Genomic DNA, 22,862 nt, shown 5'->3' with positions numbered 1-22,862 from the left:
TTGAAGATCACTATTTCTTCTTCATTTCTTTTAACACTTCTTCTAATCGATCAGGATAGTTCGTAAACATTCCCGTCACTCCCCACTCAATCAATCTTTTCATATCTTCTTTTTCAAGGACAGTGTAAGGATGGATAAGAAGATCATGTTCACGTACTTTTTCTACATATGCTTCATCGATTTTTTTATAACTCATTCCAAGACCAACGGCATATTCTTCATAATGGTCAAGCTCCTCGTCCGTGATGGTTGCATCCTTTTTATAATCAATTAACTGGACAAGAGGGATGTTTGCATTCAAGTCATGTACTTTTTGAAGGCTGGCTTCACTAAAGGATTGGATGATCACTCTGCTGGAAGGGCCGTTTTGTCTAGTCAGATTATAGTCTTCCAATATCTTAAGTAATTTTTCCTCCATGCCGGGATATACTTCAGGTGACTTTGTTTCAATATAATAATGCTTGTCTTTTCCGAAATGTTGTATGACTTCTTCAAGAGTCTGTACTTTAAGGCCGTTATATTCGGACTTAGCTCTATCTGGATACATCCTATTGAACCAGGAACCCGCATCCAATTCTTTGATTTGGTCCAAAGTATAATCCTTAACAAGTCCGGTCCCATTCGTTGTTCGATCAAGTGTTTCGTCATGCATGGCAATCAACCTGCCATCCTTCGTCATTTGGAGATCAAGTTCTATGTAGTCCCCGCCCATTTCATCACCCAATTGATAGGATGGCAGCGTGTGTTCAGGAGCGTAACCTGATCCCCCTCTGTGTGCTATGTTCATAAATTTGTTGTCATTCATTGGAGGGTGGCCTGATTGTGCAGAGGCAGTCTGAACAGTACCGGCTCCAATCCCTATAATTGCTGCTGATAGACAAATATTTTTAACCAGTGTATTCATTCTAATTTCTCCCTTCTGATTTAAGCTCATTTTAAGGATATAAAATGAATGTGAATGAAAGTGGAGAGTAATGAAAAGGAGATGTGAAGATTGTATGTATGGAATATGACAGCTGAGGCGAAAGGCGTATGTCCAAAGATGCCAGAATAATTTACAACATTAGGAAGACACTATAACAAAAAGAAAAGGAGCCGTCAGATGGAGGAACAGGATATCAGATTGACTACATCAGAAATCTCCGCTTTATGGACGACGTACATTAAATCCTCGGCACTGAATTGTTTTTATACTCACTTTCTTACGTACCTGAAAGATGAAAGGATTTTGTCCCTTATTGAAGACAGCTTGAAAACCAATGTTGCAACCATGAGGGAAATCGAGAGGCTATTTGTTTCAGAGGGGTTTCCCATTCCCTCAGGTTTCACGGAAAAGGATGTGGATACGTCTGCACCGCCTCTTTACACGGATATATTTGCTCTCAGCTTTGTTTATCGGGGAGGACAGGTCACGAGCAGCCACTTTACGACCATCGTAAGCTCTGTTGCCCGTTCCGATGTGTATGACTTTTTCGAGAAGTGTTTGACGAAATCTCTCTCCCTGTATAAACGATCACTTCAACTGATGTTGGAGAAGGGGATTTATGATCGTCCGCCGAAGATAAATTATCCCAAATCCATTGAATATATTGACCATCAGCCTTCTTTATTGGAAAACTGGCTTGGGGAAACAAGACCTCTAAATGCGTTGGAACTAAGCGAATTATTCTTTGTGATTGAGCGGAATTGTATTGGGATCATATTATTGAAGGGGTTCATCCAAACATCGAGAGACAAGGAAGTAAAAGAGTATCTAAAAAAAGGGAAGAAACTGAGTGAAAAGCAAATTACAACATTCAATAACGTACTCGTAAAAGATGATGCCTTTCCCACTTATCCCGTCTCAATGGAAGTGACAGCCTCGACTATCGCGCCATTTTCGGAAAAACTGATGTTGTTTTTCATTTCATCCTCCAATTCAGTCGGCCTTTCGACATTGTGTCAGGCCATCACGATGTCGACGAGAAAGGACTTAGCCGTTCATTACATGCTATTTGTGACCGAAATCATGAAATATGGGGCGTCGGGTCTCAAACTTTTAGTTGAGCGGGGGTGGATGGAGCAGCCACCACAACAGGATGACCGAAAAGACTTGAGTAAATAATGGCTGCCGATAACCCTTCACTCATCACAAAATGTTCGGAATTTCTTTGGTTTCTTTATGACAAATAACGTTTGGATAGGATAGAATATAAGATACATTAAGGTAAGGCTTCAAAAGCTTTGAGAGTATCATGTGATTGGATCAAAATACGGTTTCCCTATTTGAGAGAATTCAATAGAAGGAAAGCGGTGCTTGATCGATTTCCTGATTCATTCCAGGTTTTTGGTAGGTTGTGCTGTTTATAAGGAGAAATGGATGCTAGAATACATCGTACATCAGGGAGTCGGCAAAGAGTATGTGGTTTTCCTTCATGGAATCGGAGGGACCTCAAGTATTTTCTGTAAACAAATGGAAACCTTTAAAAATCATTATAACGTCGTGACTGTTCATTTGCCCGGTCATGGAAATTCACCAGGGGTTGATACTTATAATGAGCCATTTACAATCAATTTAATTGTTCGTGAGATTGTAAAAGTGTTGGATGAAATTGGAGTAGGACAAGCTCACTTTATCGGGATATCTCTTGGTTCAGTGGTAATTCATGAACTGATGCAACAAGTTCCAGATCGTGTGCAAACGGCGGTTCTTGGAGGTTGCATCACTCGTTTTACTTTATTCTCAAACACATTGTTGCAGGCGGGTCATGCAATCAAAGGCATGATTCCATTCATGTGGTTATATAAATTATTCGCATATGTCATGATGCCCAAAAGAAATCATAGAATTTCGAGGAAGTTATTTATCCGTGAAGCAAAGAAAATGAAACGGAAAGATTTTCTGGGGTGGTATCAGCTTACCCCATATGTGAAATCGACCTATGCCTCTGTACAGGAAAGGGCCTCACACATCCCGAAACTGTACATTACAGGAAAAGAAGATCATCTGTTTGTCCGTTCGCTTGATGAAGATACAAAAGGAGATCCTTCAGCTATGAAGGTATTCCTTGACGGTTGCGGACACGTTTGCAATGTGGAAAGGCCGACTGAATTTAATCGGCTGGCCCTTGATTTCATTCATCATAAACAGGTCCTTCTGCAGAAGGTTCAATAATTTGCATCTCCCATTTCATAATCGAAATGGGAGATTTTTTGTGCCTTTTTATGAAATAGGATGAGTTGATGGAATAGACATACCGAATGCTGTGAAATAGGGTTGAAAGGTCCGTCCCTTAAGAATGGCGTATAAAAAGGCGTTAAATCAGGAAAGTAAGGGGTGAAATCAGGGTCCGTCCCTTTAAAGGAAATGGAGGCATGTTGGGAGAATATAGTATAGATGGGTGTAGGTTGGGGGGATTTAAGGTTTTGATTCGTGAGGTTTTGAATTTCAGGTATGAGGAGTATCCGTTTGAGTTGTTTTCAGGGTCTCATTTGGCAGCTATCATTTTTTCTGTAGGATGCATGGCTGGCTTATTTACCTTTAGGAATCGTCTAAAGGGTAGGGCGAAGAGTTGGCTGAAGTGGTTGCTGGTTATCTTACTCGTATTAAGTGAAGTGTCTTTCCAGTTTTGGTATGGTTTGAATGATCAGTGGGATGTAACGATAAATTTACCTTTTCAATTATGCTCTTTATCTTTGTATCTTTGTACCATCATGCTTATCAGCAACAATTATAGAATTTTTGAAATTAGTTTTTTTTCCAGTATGTCAGGGGCATTTATTGCCATCATCACCCCTGAATTATTTTTTGGCTTTCCCCATTTTCGGTACTTTCAATTCTTTCTCGCCCATTTGTCGATTGTTCTATCATGTTTGTACATGGTTTGGATAGAAGGGTACAGATTGTCATTCGGGTCCCTGATCAGGGCGTTTGCGGCATTGAATGGAATTGCAGTAATAGCGTATGCAGTAAACAAAGTAGTCGGAGCAAATTACATGTTTCTCATGCATAAACCATATAACGCAAGCCCGATTGATTATTTAGGGGAGTACCCCTGGTATCTCCTTTCACTCGAAGGGGTGAGTCTTATATTATTTTTACTTCTCTATGTTCCTTTTTATCTTTTTGAGAAAAATCGGAAAAGTGGAAGGTAAATATATGAAACTTTCCTTTGTCTTCATTCGTCTATTAACATATAAAGCAAGGAGAAGGGTTGATGAGTCAGCTATTTATCTTAAGTGTAATCGTTTTGGTTTCTTACGGTTCGGGAAGCATCACAGGCGCTTATTATATAGTGAAATGGTTCACTGGTAAGGATATTCGTAGGATCGGAAGCGGCAATGTAGGCGCAACGAATGCAGGCAGAGTGGCAGGGAAGAAAGGATTTTTACTGACTCTCCTTATAGACGCAGGTAAAGTCTTATTGGCACTTTCCTTCACCTCGATACTGACGGATGGGGAGGGATATTTGATCATAAGCGCGTTATCAATCATGATTGGACACCTGTTTCCCCTTCAACTCGGTTTTCACGGAGGGAAGGGGGTTGTAGCCTATTTGGCTTCAGCATTATTTCTCTGCCCGTTAAGTATTGGTGTTTTCGCTATGATGATGGGGGGATCATACCTCATCATTAGGAAATACACATTCTCAGGTTTTCTTTCAATGGGTACCATCCCGCTGACTGCCTATGTGATTGAAGGTTCATTCACAAAAGCTATAGGCCTTGGGGCTTTATTTATAACTGTCCTATTGTTCCATAACCGATCATTTCATCATTCAGTCGATACATAGGAGGTAGGAGAATGAATAATAATACTCTACACTATAAAATTGCATGCGAAGCGGATGAATTTCAACAAATATACGCGTTAAATTATCAAACGTTCGTGGAAGAAATCCCTCAGCACGAAGAAAATGATACGTGTATGCTGGTGGATAAATTTCATGATGAGAATACATATGTGGTCGCAAAAGCGGATGAGGAAGTCGTCGGGATGATTGCCGTAAGGTCCAAACGGCCCTTTTCGTTAGATCAAAAGCTGGACAATCTGGACGAGTATCTACCTGATCAGGCTGTCCCTTGTGAAGTCAGGCTACTTTCAGTTAAGGAAGAGTATAGAAGTACAAGGGTCTTTTATCAATTATGTGACCGCCTCGTGTCCTATTGTTTGGAGCAGGGATTCACTATGGCGTTGATTTCCGGCACCGTACGTCAGCTTAAACTTTATAAGCGGATCGGCTTTCTTCCCTTTGCTGAACTTGTGGGAGAAGAGGAAGCAAGGTTTCAACCTATGTATCTGACACGTGAAAGCTTCGAGAATTCAACAAAAGCATTTCAGCGCTTAATGATCCGTAAAACGGGTGCACGAACGACCCGGTCTTTCCTTCCAGGTCCAGTGTCAATTCATCCAACAGTGGAGGCTGCATTCAAAAGGGACGCAACTTCTCATAGAAGCAGCTCCTTTCTTCGGGAAATGGAAGTAGTAAGAAAGAGCTTACGTGATATGACGGGGGCGAATCATGTACAGGTAGCAGTGGGAACGGGAACATTAGCGAATGATATAGTGGCAGCTCAGTTGAAAAGGATTCCGGGAAAAGGTCTTATTCTTTCAAATGGAGAATTTGGCAGTAGATTGATGGATCATGGTAAACGATTCGATTTATCCTATCATACACTCGAAAAAGAGTGGAATGATCACATAACGATAGAAGAAATCGAAACCGTTCTTCAATGTGATCCCGGTATAAAATGGCTTTGGACGGTTCATTGTGAGACATCGACAGGTTATTTATATAAAATAATAGAAATTCTTTCACTCTGTCAAAAATACGATGTAGAACTTTGTATCGATGCCTGCAGTTCAGTCGGAACGGTTCCAGTCGATTTTAATAACGTGTTTCTCGCCACCTCGGTCAGCGGGAAAGGACTTGGCTCGTATCCTGGACTCGCCCTGATTTTTCACCGTGAAATAATCAATCCAAGTCCTTCGATTCCCAGATATTTAGATGTCGGTATGTATGCTTCGAATGGCAGTGTTCCCTATACTCATTCCTCAAATCTACTGGCCGCTTTAAAAGAAGCCTTTCAGTTGATTGACTATGATGGGACCATGAAAATCTCAAAACATGTAAGACGGATGTTGGCTGATGGAGGGTTTCAAATCCTCGGGGGGAAAGATTATTCCCCCGGTGTGATTACCCTTGCACTAAATAGGGAACAGTGTAGTAGACAATTCGGGGATGCCTGCAAGAGTCGGGGTATCTTATTAAGCTATGAAAGTGAATATTTGATCAAAAGGAATTGGGTGCAGGTGGCACTCATGGGTGAACACAACGAACGAGAGGTTTTGAATGCCATGACAATGATCATCGGAGTACATAACAGTATGATTGGAACAAAGGTAGTGAAATGAGTAGGATTAACGATTTTTTTTCGTGTTTTAAGACAAATAAACTGGTTGGGTTTGCCCTGCTTTCCCTATGGATCAAAACCGTTTTGGTCTCCCTGATAGGGTTCAACCTCCATATAGAGACTTTTCTGGACGTATTGCTCATATTATTGAATCCGGTCGGTTCCATCATGATATTAATCGGATTCAGCTTTTTTTTCTTTAAAAGGGTCAAGAAGATCCTGGTCGTTCTTTTTATGGGGATTGCGACGGGTCTCCTTTATGGCGACCTTCTTTACTTTCGATTTTATTCTGATTTCGTAACGGTTCCCATTCTTTTTCAATTTAAGAATGTAGGGGGGATCGGACCAAGCACGTTTGAATTGATGAGTCCGTGGGATGGCCTCTTATTGGTCGATATCATCATTGCAGGATGGATGATGAAGAAAGGCAGGGCAGCTTCTGACAGATTGTCCCGTAGATGGAAGTTGACCTATATTGTAATGAGTCTCTCCCTATTGGTGCTCTCCATCGGGATGGGATTGCTGAAATCCCCCTACTTATTTGCCGAGTCCTATGATAGGGAACAAATGGTTAAATCCGTTGGCCCTTATAATTATCATATGTTTGACATCGGAATTGCCGCAACGAACCCATTCTCCCATCTGCTTGCGAGCAAATCCGACACCAAGGCATCGATGGAGTATACTCAATCTACAAAACAAGATCCTTCTGACTTATTCGGGGTGGCTGAGGGGAAAAACCTGATATTAGTCAGCATGGAATCCACCCAGAATTTCGTTATCAATACAAAAGTGAATGGAGAAGAAATCACACCATTTTTGAATTCCCTGATTAAGGACAGTTTTTACTTCAGTAATATATACGATCAGACGGCACAAGGGAAGACGTCAGATGCCGAGTTCATGATCGACACCGGGCTGTACCCATTATCCAGTGGATCAGCTTTTGTGAGAAAACCGGATAATACCTACGCCAGCCTTCCACATATGCTCAAAAGGAAAAATGATTACTATGCAGCCGTTTTTCATGGAAATGAGCGGACATTTTGGAACCGCGAAATGATGTATGAGTCTCTGGGTTACGATCGCTATTTTTCAAAGAGAGATTATGCGGTAACAGAAGATAATTCGATCAATTATGGGATAAAGGACATTCCCTTTTTCGAGCAGACAATCTCACATCTTGAGAAGATCCCTCAGCCCTTTTATACGCGTCTCATAACACTCACGAACCATTTCCCTTTTTTGTTGGAAGAAGATGATCAATTCATCGATACAGCTTCTACGGATGAAGATGTTGTAAACCGCTATGTCACAACGGTCCGCTACGAGGATGAAGCGATCAAAACATTATTTGAAAAGCTTAAGGCAAATGGGATGTATAAGAATACGGTTGTGGTCCTTTATGGGGATCATTACGGGATTTCCGAGAAATACGAACCGGGTGTATTTGAACTATTGGGGCAGAAGGATACCCCAGTCAACCATGCCAAGCTTCAGCAGGTTCCCCTGATCATCCATGTTCCGGGAGAAGAGCCAAGGACGATTGACACCATTGGAGGGGAAATCGATATCCGGGCAACGGTCCTGCATTTATTGGGGATAGACACAAAGAATGCTCTCTCATTTGGTCATAGCCTATTCACACGAAATGAAAATCATCCCGTTATTTTCCGGGATGGGGATTTCATTACAGATAAGTATATTTTCCAGGATAATGTTTGCTACAATAAAAAGAGTGAGGAGTCTGTCAATGATTCTTTCTGTGATCCATTCAAGGAAACGGTTAGAAAAGAGTTGAGGATGTCAGATGACATTTTATATGGCGACTTATTGAGATTTCTGGAATAGAAAAGTAATTGAAAACCCCCGGCTTAGGTGAGTGCCGGGGGTTTTTAATTTATGAAATGATCATAATTTTATTATGTAAACAAAATCCGTGATCCTTTATCTTTTATCGTCAGAATGAAGGGGATAAAATCTACCATTGAACCCAATCACGTCGATATGAGTGGTGTGCAAAGGATCATACAGGCTCTTATACTGTCTGCTTATACGTAAAGTAAATATCCCCGGGGAATAGGTACCTCTTACATCAGAATACTTAATCTTCTCGGTAATATCTCCACTAACACTATTCATTTCAATGATGGAACAATCTTCGTTGCAATCGATCATATACTCCTCCTGAAGCCACTCTTCAAAGTCTTTTTCCGTCGGTCTGTTGAGGATCGTAACAATACTTAGTGCTATGATTACAGCCATGACAAAAAGAAACGTCCATCTTTTGTTCATTGTTCGATTCCTTCTTTCAAAAAAATATTGGAAAATACTGATAAAATCAGTTTATCACAGATTGCGGGGTAAGGGTGAAAAACACCATAAGAAAAGAGCTTGGGCTCCAAGCTCTTTCTAACGTTTCATTTTTAAGGAAGAAGTGGCAGTTTGATTCTTACAACAGTCCCTTTATCCACTTCACTTTCATATTCAATCATCCCCCCCATTTCACGGATAAGTTTATTTGTCACCATACTTCCCAATCCCGTTCCTTTGGTTTTCGTTGTATAAAAGGGTAAGCCGATTTTCTTTAACTCGTCCGGGGTCATTCCCTTTCCGTTATCCGAGATGCTGATATAAAGAGAGTGAGAGAAGGGATCTTCTTTTAGGGTGATTGAAATTTCACCTTGATTCTCGATGGATTCGATTCCATTTTTCATAACGTTCATGATGGCTTGCTTCAAATGGTCCTCATCACCTTTAATATGATGGGAGCCGTTTCTGTGAAATACGATGGAAGTGTTGGAGTAAGCTGCAAAAGGTCTTAACAGGTCCACGCAATCCCCGATGACATCTTCAATGTTAAGCCTTGACAGTTGAAATCCGCTTGGTTTGGCTACGCTCAGGTAGTCGGTGATAATTTTGTTCGTTCGATCCAATTCATTAAGGATGAGGGGAGAGTACCTTTTTAACCTCTTATCCTGTGAATCCTCGCTTAGGTGCTGTATGAAACCTCTCACTGTGGCAAGGGGATTACGGATTTCATGAGCGATCGAAGCCGCCATTTGTCCAACCATATTCAGTTTATCAAGATATACCATTTCTTCAATCTGTTTATTCGTTCGAATCAAGTGCTCGATAATGAACACTAGGGAGAGGAAGGTAAAATAAAAAACAGAAAAATAAATAATATAAAAAGGCAAGTGCAGAATTGGAATATAGACGTTAATAATCGTAATGTAGAAAATGGAGTGGATCAGAAAGATAAGTGTACTTCCTAAAAATTTGTACTGTGTCTTCAGCAACATCTTACGAAAGATCATTCCCATCAGGAGAGCCAATACGGAAACGGCGATACCCACTCCAACGTACGGACCTCCGATTAAATAACGGACGATGATGACACACCCGAGCACGATGGAACCTGATAATAATCCTGCATAGATGGTTGAAATCAGGATTGCAATCATTCGTAAATCAAAATGGGTGGCCCCAAGCGTTTCAATGGGATACAACATGCATAAAAGGGCTCCAAACGATCCAATCAACCCGTACGTGATTTTATGTTTAAAAATAGAATCCTGTTTTTCTTTGAATGGAAAAAGAACATTTGCATTATAAGTAAAAGAAAATAATATCGTAATATTGACCAATAAAGTTTTGATTAATGTAATCAAAGAAAAGCCCCCAAAACTAATTGACTAAAGGAACCCCAATGGCTCCCTGTCTGATAACACACGAACATACAAATATTAAAAATACTTTATTTCTCCCTTTTAGTCAAATTTCAGGGACGGACCTCTAAATCGCTTGGATTTTTAAGCAATCGTTTTGATGAAATGCAGTGTTGAAGCAGGTTACAAGCAAGTTCGAGATCGTATATGTGACTTATTCCGAGGTCCGTCCCTCTCTATAAGCAGGTATTTTAGCAGGGAGGATCGAATATATACGTTATACAGGCTTGTTTTTAGGGCATTGGATGAAGAGGTATGATACATAGGTGGGTGTTGCCAAGTGCATAGGGTAGTTCGGCTGTTCAGTTAGAGTATCCCATGAGGAGGAATGATGATGATCGAAGGACAGGTCTTGCATCAACGGCAGCAGGTGAAGGTCATGCATAAGAAAATCCCATTGAAAGAAGTGGTGAAGAGGGCGTTCCTGATCACTGTAGGAGCTGTGATCATGGCTGTCGGTCTTGAGATTTTCCTTGTTCCCAACCAGGTCATTGATGGAGGGATTGTCGGCGTTTCCATTATGCTTTCCCACATAACGGGCATTAAGCTGGGTCTTTTTATCTTTATCCTGAACATCCCCTTTTTCTTCATCGGTTATAAACAAATCGGTAAAACCTTCGCATTCTCTACGCTTTATGGCATTATCATTCTTTCGATTTCTACAACCTTCCTACATCCGGTTGCAGCCTTTACACAAGATATTCTGTTGGCATCCTTATTTGGGGGCATCGTTCTCGGCATAGGGGTCGGTATGGTCATCCGATACGGGGGTTCCCTGGACGGAACTGAAATCCTCGCCATTCTATCAAGTAAAAGGCTTCCCTTCTCTGTTGGGGAAATCATCATGTTTGTGAATCTATTCATCTTAGCCAGTGCAGGCTTTGTCTTCAGCTGGGATAGGGCCATGTATTCTCTACTCGCTTATTATGTTGCATTTAAGCTTATAGATATTACGATAAAAGGACTGGATGAATCTAAGTCCGTTTGGATCATCAGTGAGAATTACGAAGAGATTGGAGACGCACTCCTTCATCGGTTAGGCAGGGGCGTCACTTATTTAAAAGGGGAAGGTGCCTTTTCAGGAGATGACAAAAAGGTCATATTCTGTGTCATCACACGACTTGAGGAGGCAAAGTTGAAGGACATCGTGGCTGAGCATGATCCCTCCGCGTTTCTGGCGATAGCGGATATCGCAGAGGTAAGGGGTGGAAGGTTTAAGAAAAAAGACATTCATTGACCAAAAGTGATATGAAAGTTCCATGAAAGATGCACAGAATCGGAATTACTCCCAGTTCTGTGTTTTTTTATATTCTTTTTGTACTGGGTTATGTATATATACTTATTGTCGTCTACATGTCCTTGTAGTACTATTATCTAGATTGAGAGGAAGAAAGTACTCGATTTAATTAGATTCAGAACATTCAATGAGGAACCTTCCATCGAGTCAGTAAAAAATATCATCTTCAATAGAGGAGAACATAATCATGGAAGTTGTAATACTCATTAAAGCATTTATTCTCGGTATGGTAGAAGGTTTGACGGAGTTTGCTCCAGTATCCTCTACAGGCCATATGATCGTAGTGGACGATCTCTGGATCAAATCCAAAGAAGTGTTGGGGAAGTATCCTGCCAATACGTTTAAAGTAGTCATTCAACTTGGATCCATTCTTGCGGTAGTCATCGTGTTTCGGGACAGATTCAAGGATTTACTGGGACTGAATTCCCGTAAAGAAAAAAGATCATCAAAATTAAAACTATCACATATATTGGTCGGATTGCTCCCGGCAGTCATCCTTGGCTTACTATTCGAAGACTACATCGATGAACATCTTTTTTCACTAAATACGGTCCTGGCGGGGTTAGCCATAGGCGCGTTCCTTATGATCGCTGCCGATGTGTTCCGGCCAAAGGTACAGGCGGTGGAGACCGTTGATGAAATCACCCACAAGAAGGCGTTGCTGATCGGTCTGATACAATGTCTGTCATTATGGCCGGGCTTTTCAAGGTCTGGTTCTACCATATCAGGGGGTGTATTGCTTGGATTAAGCTACCGTGCAGCCTCTGATTTTACTTTTATTATGGCTGTACCGATCATGTTGGGTGCAAGCGCTCTTTCCCTGATGAAAAACTGGATGTATTTTAATGCTGAATTCATGCCTTTCTTACTTGTTGGATTCATCAGCGCGTTCCTGTTTGCTTATTTATCGATCCGCTTTTTCTTAAAAGTGATCAATAAAGTCAAGTTAATCCCTTTTGCCATTTACCGTCTGGTTCTTGTGGGGATTATTTTACTGATTTTTGTATAATGTAACCTTGACAGGTAGAAAATACTCCCATATAATTTCAATAACACTTTTATCAGAATGAGAATATACTATACGAAAGCAAAGAAGAGGACATGATTCATTCACTATTTTCTTGATCAGAGAACAGGGTCACCGGCTGAGAGCCCTGAAGAGAATTGAATGTCTTACCACCTTGGAGCTATTATGGAGAAGGTCAGTATCCATAATCGGGAAAACCGTTATCTTACTTAAGCGGAGCGTTTTATTTACACTTCGAAATTAGGGTGGAACCACGACCGCACTCGTCCCTTGGTTAGGGATGAGTGCGGTTTTTTTAATTGAATGAAGCTTTGCGCTATGAAGAGGACACGAATCATTTCCACTTTCTTACCAGAGAACAGGGTCACGAGGCTGCAAGCCCTGAAGAAAGGAAAATGATTTACCACCTTGGAGCTATTATGGGGAAACGACAGTATCCATAATCGGGAAAACCGTTATCAACTTTGAGCGAAGGACGAAAGAACTTTTTGTCCTTCGGAATTAGGGTGGTACCACGACCGCATTCGTCCCTTGGTTAGGGATGAGTGCGGTTTTTTATATACAAAATTTCAAGGAGGAAAAGACATGTCTATTCAATCAGAGGTAGAAAAAAGAAATCACAGGAAATTAGGTCAAGAGCTGGAATTATTTATCTCTATGGAAGAAGCACCAGGGATGCCGTTTTTTTTACCAAAGGGGATGCTCTTGCGGAATGAACTGGAGGAATTTTGGAAAAAGGAGCACTTGAAGGCAGGCTATCAGGAAATCAGGACACCCATCATGATGAAACAGGAATTATGGGAGAAGTCAGGTCACTGGGATCATTATCACGAAAACATGTATTTCTCAGAGGTGGATGATCAGAAATATGCCATAAAGCCAATGAGCTGTCCTGGAGCTGTCCTGATTTATAAAAGTAAACGGAGAAGCTATCGTGAATTACCTATCCGATATGGGGAGCTTGGTTTGGTTCATCGGCATGAGCTTTCAGGGTCTTTAAGTGGTTTATTGAGAGTCCGCTCTTTCACTCAAGATGATGCCCATCTATTTGTAAGGGAAGATCAGATTCGTGCAGAGCTTCATAAAGTTCTCGATCTCATTGATCGTTTTTATGGGAAATTCGGTTTCGAATATAAAGTCGAACTTTCAACTCGCCCGGAAGATTTCATGGGATCAGTTGAGTTATGGAATCAAGCGGAAGGGGACCTTGAAAGTGTATTAGAAGAGAGAGGCGTCGACTATCATATCAATCATGGAGATGGAGCCTTCTACGGTCCGAAGATCGACTTTCACATTCTGGATTGTCTGGGTAGAAGCTGGCAGTGCGGAACGGTTCAACTTGATTTTCAAATGCCTGAAAAATTCCAGTGTGAATATATTGGTGAAGATAATCGGGTAGAGAGACCGATCATGATCCATCGGGCCATTTATGGATCGATCGAACGGTTCATGGCGATTATCATTGAACATTTTGGAGGAGATTTCCCCCTTTGGCTGGCTCCCCATCAAGTGAAAATCCTTCCTATATCTGAAGCTCATATCCCGTATGCCCAAGAAGTGAAGTCACAGCTTGAAAGAGAAGGATTCAGGGTGGAACTGGACGATCGCGTTCAGAAAATGGGGCTGAAAATCAGGGAAGCCGAGATGCAGAAAGTTCCTTATATGATGGTCGTAGGGGATAAAGAAATCCAGCAACAATCGGTGTCACTCAGAAAAAGGAAGGAGGGTAACGTGGGAGTACTTCAAGTTAGTGACGTTATTCAGAAATTGAAAGCGGAAATGGGGCAGTGAAGGAATTCTTACTCGTATATTAAAAGGAAACAGTCGAGTAACAGCAGAAAATAAAGGGGGGTTGACGGTGGAAGTTAGAATCCTGAACCGTTTCGAACCGGATAGGCTGGATGAAATGAAAGATGTTTACCATTCGGTAGGGTGGCTTAAACATTCAAATGAGGTGATATCCAAAATATTTCTCAGAAGTGATATCGTATCTTTGGCCATTTTAGAAGGGCGTATTGTGGGAGTGGGAAGAGCATTGACGGATGGTGTCTTCAATGCAACGATCTATGATGTGGTCGTGCACCGTGATTATCAACGCAAGGGGATTGCAACTCTTATCATGAAGGATTTATTGGAGCAACTCGCGGATGTATCTTGTGTCTTATTGATTTCGACTACGGGCAATGAAGCTTTCTATAGAAAACACGGTATGAAAAGTTTGAAGACGGGAATGGCAAGGTATCTCAATCCATCCCTTGCCCAGGAGTATTTAACATAATCATGGAAAAGAGCCAGCCACTATGTGACCGGCTCTTTCCCTACATATCTTCAAATCGAATGCGTTTTCTCCTTGGGATCTTCGAGGTTCATTTTTTCTAATTCAAGCCTCATTTTTTGGGTTTCTATGACAAAATTTTCATGTTTGAGTTTTTCAAGTTCGAGTTCATCTTCTATCATTTTTTGTTTCAGCTTGGATTGTTTTTGGAAATGGTCTGTAATGATACCAAGAATGGGGATGGAAAAAATCATGATTACAGCTATGGTTCCAGTCATTTCAATCCTCCTCTTTCTCATTTTATGCTCGACTTGTGATAGTTAAATTATAACAAAGTGCGAGATGAAATAGAATAAAATGTGGTAATCATAAGTAAGAATTCATTATAAAAATATATACGAATGAATCCGTGAAAGAGTTTCAAAAATTTGAAAGTAATAGAGTGGAATTGACCCGGAAATCTGCAAAAAGAGGGAAGGTTATACATTCCACTTTCTTTGAACAAATGTCAGCAATGTCCCCCGGTATTTTTTAACGGCAGAATTCATGATGGCATAGATCAGGATCCCGAATAAGGGAATATTGATCATCATACCTGTAAAGAAAGCTTTTCCTATTTGCAATCCGACTCCCACTGCATCACCCGAGGAATCAAGCGGAAAGAAGAGATGTCCTACCACAAGATTCAAGTAAAAGAAGAAAGGGAAAGCCCAGATCAAAGAGACCCCGCCAACTAAACCGGCGAACGGGTTTCCTTTGAATATCTTTGCACTGGCTGTAGAAATGACAGGTCCGATCCCAAAGGAAGGCACGAAATTAATCAATAAACCAACTGTGAATCCTAAAGCGATGCTATGAGCATTATCTTTAAGACGCAATAGTTTTAAAGTCAGGCATTTTAATTCTCTTAGTTTTTTTCTAATCATATAATCATCACCATATAGTTTAAGAATGTGATTCCGTTCAATTTATGTTAGTGTCATCCTTGTTTATAGTATGTCTAATTTTGAGGTTTGTAAATTAAAAATGGGGTTTTTTATAGGAATGATTGAAATTTTTTCATGACACACCTTTATGAAGATGAATAAAATGGTATTCTAATACTAATAGAATATTTGGCAGAGCGAGGACTAAAAATGAAACTAACGAAAAAAATCCCCAATATGGTGACCTTGGGGAATTTATATTGTGGATTCTTATCCATCGGATTTGCAGCAAATGGTCAATTTAAAAATGCAGCAGTATTAATCATTATAGGCATGATGCTCGACAGTATGGACGGGAGACTCGCAAGAATGCTCAATGCAGACAGTGTTCTGGGTAAGGAATTGGATTCATTGGCAGACATCGTGACATTCGGGGTCGCACCATCGTTTCTAGTGTACTATACATACTTCTTCCAATTCGGATTATTAGGATTCATAGTGGCTGGTTTATTCCCTTTATTCGGTGCTTATCGTCTTGCACGATTCAACACAAGTCCGCCCAAATCATCTCTTCATTATTTTGTGGGAGTCCCTATAACGGCTGCGGGTGGAATCCTGGCCATTCTGACACTGTTCGGTAACTGGATTCCGAATATCGTGACAACGGTCATTTTTACAGCGATGTGCTTTCTGATGGTGAGCAGGATCAGGATACCGAGCCTGAAAGAGGTTCCATTACCTAAGTATGGGACGATTGTGACACTCTTTATCGGGGCATTATTGTATGTCATCTTCAAGGGGACATATGAAGAGTTTCCTTATTTGATTTACATTGCAACGCCTTTGTATATTGCTTACCTGGCGTACCGGTTTATAAGAAGATGAGTGTTCCCTTCCATTCGAAAGACAGGATATAGAAATAAATTGAAATGAGCCAGGCGATGACTGCCTGGCTCATTTCTGTATTTTATTACATCATCCTGATTACAAGCCCACCAAGTGCACCTGCCATTACCACCATCCAAGGTGGCAGCTTCCAGAACACCAGCATACTGAACAGAATAGCCGCCAAAGCAAAATCGACAGGAGCAAGGATCGATGATGTCCAGATCGGGTGATAGAAAGCCGCAATCAGAATTCCGACGACTGCTGCATTCACCCCCATCAATGCGCCTTTTATCTTTGGATTCTGCCTAAGGGAATCCCAGAACGGCAAGGCCCCTGTAATCAACAGGAATGCAGGAAGGAAAATGGCCACCGTCGCAAGCATTCCACCTTTCCATCCGTTTATAACAGCTCCAATATAAGCGGCAAAGGTAAAAAGGGGACCCGGAACAGCCTGAGCTGCACCATACCCTGCTAGGAACTGTTCTTCAGTTAACCAACCAGTCGGGACAAATTCACGTTCCAACAAAGGTAATACAACATGTCCCCCACCAAAGACCAGAGCCCCGGATCTATAGAAACTATCAAAGAGAGCCACCCATTCCAATGTGGTTGCTTCCCGGATAATCGGCAGGAGAATCAATAACCCAAAAAATATCAATAAGCAAATCACCGCTAATCTGCGGGAAATCGGAATTTTCACTCTAGCTTCCTGATCTGAAGCATGATGTTTATAGAGTAGGAAGCCGATAAGAGCAGACAGAAGGATCACTGCCACTTGGGAGATGGCAGTCTGCCACATCAAAATGACAACCAGAGCAAATAGGGCAATGGCTTTTCTCTTTAAATCCGGCGTCAACTTTTGTGCCATCCCTAAGATTGCGTGACCGACTACTGCAACTGCAACGATCTTCAACCCATGTATCCACCCGGCATCAGTTACCCCCACCCCCTCAAGGAAGAGGGCAAAGAGTACTAATGCAACGACCGAAGGAAGAGTGAATCCAAGAAAAGAAACCATACCCCCAAGCACGCCGGCTCGCATAATGCCTATTCCCATCCCAACCTGACTGCTTGCCGGTCCAGGCAGGAACTGACAGAGGGCAACGAGATCGGCATAGCTTTTTTCATCCATCCATTTCCTTCTGCGAACATATTCTTCATGGAAATAACCAAGATGGGCAACCGGTCCTCCAAATGAGGTGAAGCCAAGTCTAGTTGAGATAAAAAGGATTTCCAGTAGTGTTTTAATATTCATTGCTGATTTCATGATTATTCACCTTCTTATCAATCTTTGATTTCTTTAAAGAGCTCGAACGCTTTGTTACGGGCCTCAATCAAAACTGCACTTCCTTTATCAGTGATGGAATAATACTTCCTGATTTTCCCGTCCACGTTTTTATCTTCTTTTATTAAAAGGCCGTCGGTTTCCATCGAATGCAGGATCGGATACAAAGTCCCCGAGCTGATGCTATATCCATGTTCTCTCAGTTCCTCCAGCATCCATGTCCCATAAATGGGCTCCTCTTTGGCATGATGAAGAATGTGTATTTGAATGAAACCGAGGAATAGTTTCCGTAATACTTTATCTTCCACTTTTATCACCTCTGTTTAATATCGATATTCGATATCGATAATCGAAATCGATTGATTACACTATAGCATACGATTTACGATAATAAAAGATTGATCAAATAGATTTACACAATTTTAATATATAAGTGGAATGATTGACCATTTAAAATGAACGATCTGAGTCATTCTTACTAATCTCGCATCACCGTTTAGACCTTTCTTCACATATTACTTAATCCGGGCATATCTTCTGAATCATGTCGATATACTTTACAGGTTTAGTTCAATGGCAAAGGAGAGAGGATATGATCAAAAAGATTAGTATGACGATTTTGGCACTGTTTTTACTCCTGCCATCTTGGAGTATGGCGGGATCTTTCGGAAATGATGATCCTTCTGGAGTTCCTGGACAGTGGTATGTAGGGTCGACTCCTTCGTATGTGGCTCCTTCTAAGCAACCGATCCTTTTTGTTCATGGTTTAAACAGCTCTTCCAATACATGGTGGAACGAAAACAATATGTACGACACCGCCTACCAAAATGGATATGAAACCGCTTTTATCGATTTGTATCCTACAAAGAATATGTGGGACAACGGCGCGCTCCTGGCGCAAAAAATACGAGAGATTTACAATTACTACGGAGAGAAGGTTGTGGTTGTCGCCCACAGTAAAGGAGGAATCGATACCCAATCGGCTCTCGTTCACTATGGTGCCTTTCCTTATGTGTCAAGAGTGATCACCCTTTCTACACCTCATCACGGCTCCCAATTGGCGGACTTGGCTTATAGCAGTTGGGCGGGTTGGCTTGCTGGCATCCTTGGCAGTAAGAATGATGCCACCTACTCATTGCAAACAGGGTATATGGCTTATTTTCGCTCCGAAACCGATCAGCATGTTAATGTCAATAAAAATCCGATCTATACGTTCGGAGGGACAAAGTGGGGGAGCTTTGGAAGTTCCTTGTATTGGGGTGGATTATATCTGAGACCTTATGGAAGCAATGACGGGGCGGTTACGGTCAATAGTTCAAGACTGCCGTATGCCACAGAATTGAGGGTGGGGGACTGGAATCATTTCACCATCAAAGAGGGATCGTCCACATTCAGTTTATTTAGGGATTACTTGAATGAAACCAACATAAATTCCACGGGTTCAAAGACTCTAAGTAAGGAGCAGTCATCTTCCCTCAACACTGAGGCATCCTGGTTTGTCAGAGGAGGGGAAACGAATGGGAAGAAAGTAGAAAAAGTTATGGTGGAAGCTGGTGCAGAGTCGGTCACCTTTGACTGGGTCAGTGATAGCTCTTCCTCTCAAATGGCTTTGAAAGATCCCTCAGGGAAAATGACTTCTTCCTTTCATGTAAAAAAAGATGACAGTGAGTATTTCAAAGGGGCCTATCATCACACAATTACGATTCAAAAACCAGCATCTGGTGAGTGGACCTTGGAATCACACCCTTCATCACCTGAAAAGTACCTTATGGTCGTTTCCTTTGACAGTCTGTTGAATGATAGCGTTGAAGTTAATATAGTCCAGGATGAAATCATTTTGAATAAAAAGGACAAAAAAGTTGATCTGATTCACGATATGACTCTGGAATATTATAAAAATGGAAAGTTGAAAGAGCATAATGTGAAATCCAAAAATGGCTCTTTAAAACTGCCGAAGCTCGGAGAAGGGGTTTATAATATAACCGTTGATTTAGATGGTAAAAAGAACAAAAATAAGTTTAATCGAACCATCATCAAGACGATTTATGTCGATTCAACAGGTAAGGTGTTTGCGCAGTAAAAATGAAGAATTAGAGTTTAGAGAAGCTGATGATAGTGGGCTTCTTTTTTTGTGGAATACAGGCAAAAAGATACTGAACCATTCGTCTCGCTTCAATAGTTCGACAAAAGTAAACATTTTTTGGAAATGATAGGACTGATTATCTATACACCATTACGGAACTCGGTCCCAATGTTTCATTTTTTAAAAAGGAAAAGGGTTTCGATCTTTTCATCTTTAATTATATGAGGGAGACGAAATATGAGGAGGAATACATAATGAAGAAGAAACTAATGATTGGTGCTCTTTCAAGTGTGTTGGTAGCGTCAGGAATATCCTACACTGCCCCGGGAGTATCGGTTCTTGCGGATGGCCCAGATTATAAAGGAAACGAGACGATTAAAAACGAGCGTCTTCATAGTTACGAAGAAATGGCGAGCATGCTAGAACATCTGGATCAGAAATCAGATGCTCTTTCACTGGAAGTGTTCGGCCAGTCTGTCAAAGGCAGAGATCTTTATCTGGCAAAATTCGGAAACAATGAGGATAATCCGACAGTCCTTTATTTAACTCAGCAGCACGGTAATGAAACATTGACGACTGAAGGAGCTCTTCAGTTTATCAAGCACTTAACATCAAACTCAAAAGAAGTGAACGAATTGCTGGAAAACGTGAACATTCTGGTTGTTCCCCGCTTGAATGTGGATGGGGCAGAAGGTGACGTGGATTTTTCATTGGATGATTATGTGTCGGGGACCCACACGCGCTACAATGCGAATGGGGTGGATTTGAATCGTGATCATGTCGATCGGAATCAGCCTGAAACAAAGGCACTTCATGAAAACGTCCTACAGGAATATATGCCTGATTACATGATTGACCTTCATCATCAAGGGGCAGAAACCACTCTAGGGGATACAGATGAGCTTGTCTCCGGTTCCATTTTATATCCGACTAATGAAGAAGTAGATCCTGAAGTCGTAGAAAAATCAAAACAGCTTGGTGCAGTCTTATATAACACGGTTGAAAGCCGCGGATTCGGGACCCTCTCTAAATACATTGGTGGTTCCGCTCAAACGATTAGCCGAAATGGACTTGCGGCTGAATACGGGATTGCGACCCTCCTTTTTGAGATGAGGGGTATGGCTGATCACTATAGAGAGGATTATGTCCTCGGTCAGAAGAGCAATGGATATCTTATAAAGCAAGCGGTCATTAGTTTAGAGGCGACGGCAAAGGCGATTGCTGATGGCTCCATTGAAGAGGTGGATACCTCATTCTGGGATACGCTCCCTGAAAGCTCATATAATCGAAGTGAAAGTGAATAAGGAATGTTTATCGGGTGCACTTCTTTAGAGAAGATGCACCTTTTTGATGGATAGGACAAGAATCATCTGACTGCTTCATTCCCTTTCTCTTTTTCAATTCCAAAATACATAGGCCTATACTCTACTATTCATGGTACACTTTACATAAAAAGCATTAGAGGAGTTAAACGTATGTATGAACATTTTGAAGTAAACATAACACCTTTAAATCGTAAGAGAACCGTACGTGTTTATTTACCGGAGAATTATCATGAAATGGAAACCAAAAGGTACAAAGTACTTTACATGCACGATGGGCAAAATCTTTACCGGGATGAAGATGCCGGATATGGAATGGCATGGAGAATCGGAGAGTATCTAGATAAGGAAAAGATGGATCTCATTGTAGTTGGGATTGACTGCAATGATGGATTAAAAAGGTTGGACGAATATGGGCCGTGGGAAAGTATGGAAATGACTGATGTGTTTTCAGCAGATCGCACATCGATAGGGGGAGAGGGCAAGGAGTATATCGAATTCATCGTAAATGAATTAAAGCCCCTGATCGATCGCACGTACCGGACGAATCCAGAAGAAACAAGCATGGCTGGAAGTTCAATGGGTGGACTGATATCGACCTATGCTGCGTGCAAATATCCTCATATTTTTAAAAAAGTAGCATCCATTTCATCTGCTTATTGGTTCAATCAATTGGAAATCGAGGACTTGATCAAAGAAAGTGATCTGTCCCAGGTAGAACGTTTTTACATGGATATCGGAACAAAAGAAAATACAGAAACCATTGATGATTTGACCTACATCGATTCAAGCCGGGATGTCTATCAGATACTCAAAGAAAAAGTTCAGGACTGCCGCTTTGAAATAATTGATGGTGCGGAGCACAACGAAATAGCATGGAGAGAAAGGGTACCGATGATTTTTGAATACTTGTTCAAGGATGAAGAGGTGGTCATGTTGGGTGCTTTATATCTTTCTGGCGGTGGGGATAGTGATCAGACGTTGTCGATTGATAGGGAGTTTGCAGGTGAGTTGACCGGGGGGAAGTCGTTATTATATCTGCCGATGGCTATGGACCAGGGTGATATTTCGTATGAGGCGTGTTATGAGTGGATTAAGAGTGTGTTTGCACCTTTGGGGGTTCAAGACATTACGATGTGGGTGGATCTTAAGGGGAAAACTATGGAAGACCTTAAGAGATACTCTGCAGTGTATATAGGAGGTGGGAACACGTTCAGTTTAATGCATCACATTCTTCAATCGGATTTCCACGTTCACTTGTCCGCTTTCAAAGAAGAAGGCGGCATGATTTACGGCGGCAGTGCAGGTGCAATTGTCATGGGCAGTAATAAAGCAACGTGCATCCATATGGATGATAATGATGTCCAGCTCAAGACGATAGGTGGATTGTCTTTTCTAAATGACTTTTCGATATGGTGTCATTACGAGGAAGAAAATGACCCATTGATCCATCAATTTATTCAGGCATACCGTAAGCCTGTCATAGCCCTGAGTGAAGAGACCGGTCTGAAAATCAAGAGTGGCAAAATGGAAGTACTGGGTACTAAGCCCGTCCATATTTTTGATAGGAACCTGATGAAACGGGTTTTTGAGCCTGGTCAACCTATTTGAAAACCGATGAATAATAAGAGAAAG

21 protein-coding genes are annotated in these 22,862 nt (G+C 41.3%); 14 read left to right on the top strand and 7 right to left on the bottom strand.

Features of this window, described 5'->3' with window-relative positions; all coding sequences use genetic code 11:
• Positions 1–10: 10 nt before the first annotated feature.
• On the bottom strand, positions 11–904 hold the full coding sequence (locus tag N5C46_RS03975) for a glycerophosphodiester phosphodiesterase (protein ID WP_261751024.1): 894 nt from the start codon (positions 902–904) through the stop codon (positions 11–13).
• A gap of 198 nt (positions 905–1,102) precedes the next feature.
• Between N5C46_RS03975 and N5C46_RS03970 the strand changes: the two genes are divergently transcribed.
• The 6 genes from N5C46_RS03970 to N5C46_RS03945 all read left to right on the top strand — a co-directional run bounded on the left by N5C46_RS03970 (position 1,103) and on the right by N5C46_RS03945 (position 8,244).
• Positions 1,103–2,104 (top strand): DUF3231 family protein, encoded by a 1,002-nt coding sequence (locus tag N5C46_RS03970; RefSeq protein WP_261751023.1) that lies wholly within the window; start codon positions 1,103–1,105, stop codon positions 2,102–2,104.
• A 255-nt stretch (positions 2,105–2,359) separates the two neighbouring features.
• Positions 2,360–3,154, top strand: a complete 795-nt coding sequence (locus N5C46_RS03965; RefSeq protein WP_261751022.1) for an alpha/beta fold hydrolase — start codon at positions 2,360–2,362, stop codon at positions 3,152–3,154.
• A 200-nt stretch (positions 3,155–3,354) separates the two neighbouring features.
• Positions 3,355–4,134 carry a YwaF family protein gene (locus tag N5C46_RS03960; protein WP_336275527.1) on the top strand — a complete coding sequence of 260 codons (780 nt, stop codon included), beginning with the start codon at positions 3,355–3,357 and terminating at the stop codon, positions 4,132–4,134.
• A 62-nt stretch (positions 4,135–4,196) separates the two neighbouring features.
• On the top strand, positions 4,197–4,772 hold the full coding sequence (locus N5C46_RS03955; protein WP_261751021.1) for a glycerol-3-phosphate acyltransferase: 576 nt from the start codon (positions 4,197–4,199) through the stop codon (positions 4,770–4,772).
• 11 nt (positions 4,773–4,783) lie between these two features.
• Positions 4,784–6,394 (top strand): aminotransferase class V-fold PLP-dependent enzyme, encoded by a 1,611-nt coding sequence (locus tag N5C46_RS03950; protein ID WP_261751020.1) that lies wholly within the window; start codon positions 4,784–4,786, stop codon positions 6,392–6,394.
• Complete coding sequence (locus N5C46_RS03945) at positions 6,391–8,244, top strand: LTA synthase family protein (protein WP_261751019.1); 1,854 nt, start codon at positions 6,391–6,393, stop codon at positions 8,242–8,244. Before N5C46_RS03950 ends, N5C46_RS03945 begins: the two co-directional genes overlap by 4 nt.
• A 96-nt stretch (positions 8,245–8,340) precedes the next feature.
• Here the strand turns inward: N5C46_RS03945 and N5C46_RS03940 are convergent, their stop codons facing one another.
• Together N5C46_RS03940 and N5C46_RS03935 are read right to left on the bottom strand one after the other, a co-directional pair.
• Positions 8,341–8,688, bottom strand: a complete 348-nt coding sequence (locus N5C46_RS03940; protein ID WP_261751018.1) for a hypothetical protein — start codon at positions 8,686–8,688, stop codon at positions 8,341–8,343.
• Between the two features lie 131 nt (positions 8,689–8,819).
• Positions 8,820–10,067 (bottom strand): ATP-binding protein, encoded by a 1,248-nt coding sequence (locus N5C46_RS03935; protein WP_261751017.1) that lies wholly within the window; start codon positions 10,065–10,067, stop codon positions 8,820–8,822.
• Between the two features lie 436 nt (positions 10,068–10,503).
• Between N5C46_RS03935 and N5C46_RS03930 the strand changes: the two genes are divergently transcribed.
• The 4 genes from N5C46_RS03930 to N5C46_RS03915 all read left to right on the top strand — a co-directional run bounded on the left by N5C46_RS03930 (position 10,504) and on the right by N5C46_RS03915 (position 14,726).
• Entirely contained in the window at positions 10,504–11,361 is an 858-nt protein-coding gene (locus N5C46_RS03930) for a YitT family protein (protein WP_406688001.1), read from the top strand.
• Between the two features lie 247 nt (positions 11,362–11,608).
• Positions 11,609–12,430 (top strand): undecaprenyl-diphosphate phosphatase, encoded by an 822-nt coding sequence (locus N5C46_RS03925; protein ID WP_261751015.1) that lies wholly within the window; start codon positions 11,609–11,611, stop codon positions 12,428–12,430.
• 603 nt (positions 12,431–13,033) lie between these two features.
• Positions 13,034–14,239 (top strand): threonine--tRNA ligase, encoded by a 1,206-nt coding sequence (gene thrS, locus N5C46_RS03920; RefSeq protein WP_261751014.1) that lies wholly within the window; start codon positions 13,034–13,036, stop codon positions 14,237–14,239.
• 67 nt (positions 14,240–14,306) lie between these two features.
• A complete protein-coding gene (locus N5C46_RS03915; protein ID WP_406687172.1) occupies positions 14,307–14,726 on the top strand; it encodes a GNAT family N-acetyltransferase in 420 nt (139 codons plus the stop codon).
• A 50-nt stretch (positions 14,727–14,776) separates the two neighbouring features.
• On the opposite strand, the gene N5C46_RS03910 is transcribed toward N5C46_RS03915, so the two are convergent.
• Together N5C46_RS03910 and N5C46_RS03905 are read right to left on the bottom strand one after the other, a co-directional pair.
• Entirely contained in the window at positions 14,777–15,001 is a 225-nt protein-coding gene (locus N5C46_RS03910; protein WP_261751013.1) for a hypothetical protein, read from the bottom strand.
• Positions 15,002–15,202: 201 nt separating this feature from the next.
• Entirely contained in the window at positions 15,203–15,649 is a 447-nt protein-coding gene (locus N5C46_RS03905; protein ID WP_261751012.1) for a DUF2062 domain-containing protein, read from the bottom strand.
• Between the two features lie 210 nt (positions 15,650–15,859).
• Between N5C46_RS03905 and pssA the strand changes: the two genes are divergently transcribed.
• Positions 15,860–16,534 carry a CDP-diacylglycerol--serine O-phosphatidyltransferase gene (gene pssA, locus N5C46_RS03900; protein WP_261751011.1) on the top strand — a complete coding sequence of 225 codons (675 nt, stop codon included), beginning with the start codon at positions 15,860–15,862 and terminating at the stop codon, positions 16,532–16,534.
• Between the two features lie 85 nt (positions 16,535–16,619).
• Here the strand turns inward: pssA and N5C46_RS03895 are convergent, their stop codons facing one another.
• A complete protein-coding gene (locus N5C46_RS03895; protein ID WP_261751010.1) occupies positions 16,620–17,804 on the bottom strand; it encodes a chromate transporter in 1,185 nt (394 codons plus the stop codon).
• A gap of 17 nt (positions 17,805–17,821) precedes the next feature.
• Positions 17,822–18,130: a PadR family transcriptional regulator gene (locus N5C46_RS03890; protein ID WP_261751009.1), complete on the bottom strand. Its 309-nt coding sequence runs from the start codon at positions 18,128–18,130 to the stop codon at positions 17,822–17,824.
• A 284-nt stretch (positions 18,131–18,414) separates the two neighbouring features.
• Here N5C46_RS03890 and N5C46_RS03885 point away from each other — a divergent pair, with 284 nt between their 5' ends.
• The 3 genes from N5C46_RS03885 (at position 18,415) to N5C46_RS03875 (ending at position 22,838) form a co-directional block, all read left to right on the top strand.
• Entirely contained in the window at positions 18,415–19,902 is a 1,488-nt protein-coding gene (locus N5C46_RS03885) for a lipase family alpha/beta hydrolase (RefSeq protein ID WP_261751008.1), read from the top strand.
• A gap of 257 nt (positions 19,903–20,159) precedes the next feature.
• Positions 20,160–21,209, top strand: a complete 1,050-nt coding sequence (locus N5C46_RS03880; RefSeq protein WP_261751007.1) for a M14 family metallopeptidase — start codon at positions 20,160–20,162, stop codon at positions 21,207–21,209.
• Between the two features lie 171 nt (positions 21,210–21,380).
• Positions 21,381–22,838 (top strand): alpha/beta hydrolase-fold protein, encoded by a 1,458-nt coding sequence (locus tag N5C46_RS03875; RefSeq protein ID WP_261751006.1) that lies wholly within the window; start codon positions 21,381–21,383, stop codon positions 22,836–22,838.
• Positions 22,839–22,862: the final 24 nt, after the last annotated feature.

The sequence above is a fragment of the Rossellomorea vietnamensis genome (assembly GCF_025398035.1).
GTDB lineage: Bacteria > Bacillota > Bacilli > Bacillales > Bacillaceae_B > Rossellomorea > Rossellomorea vietnamensis_B.
The sequence above is the reverse complement of the archived record's forward strand: the minus strand, read 5'-3'. Positions and strand labels throughout refer to the sequence as shown.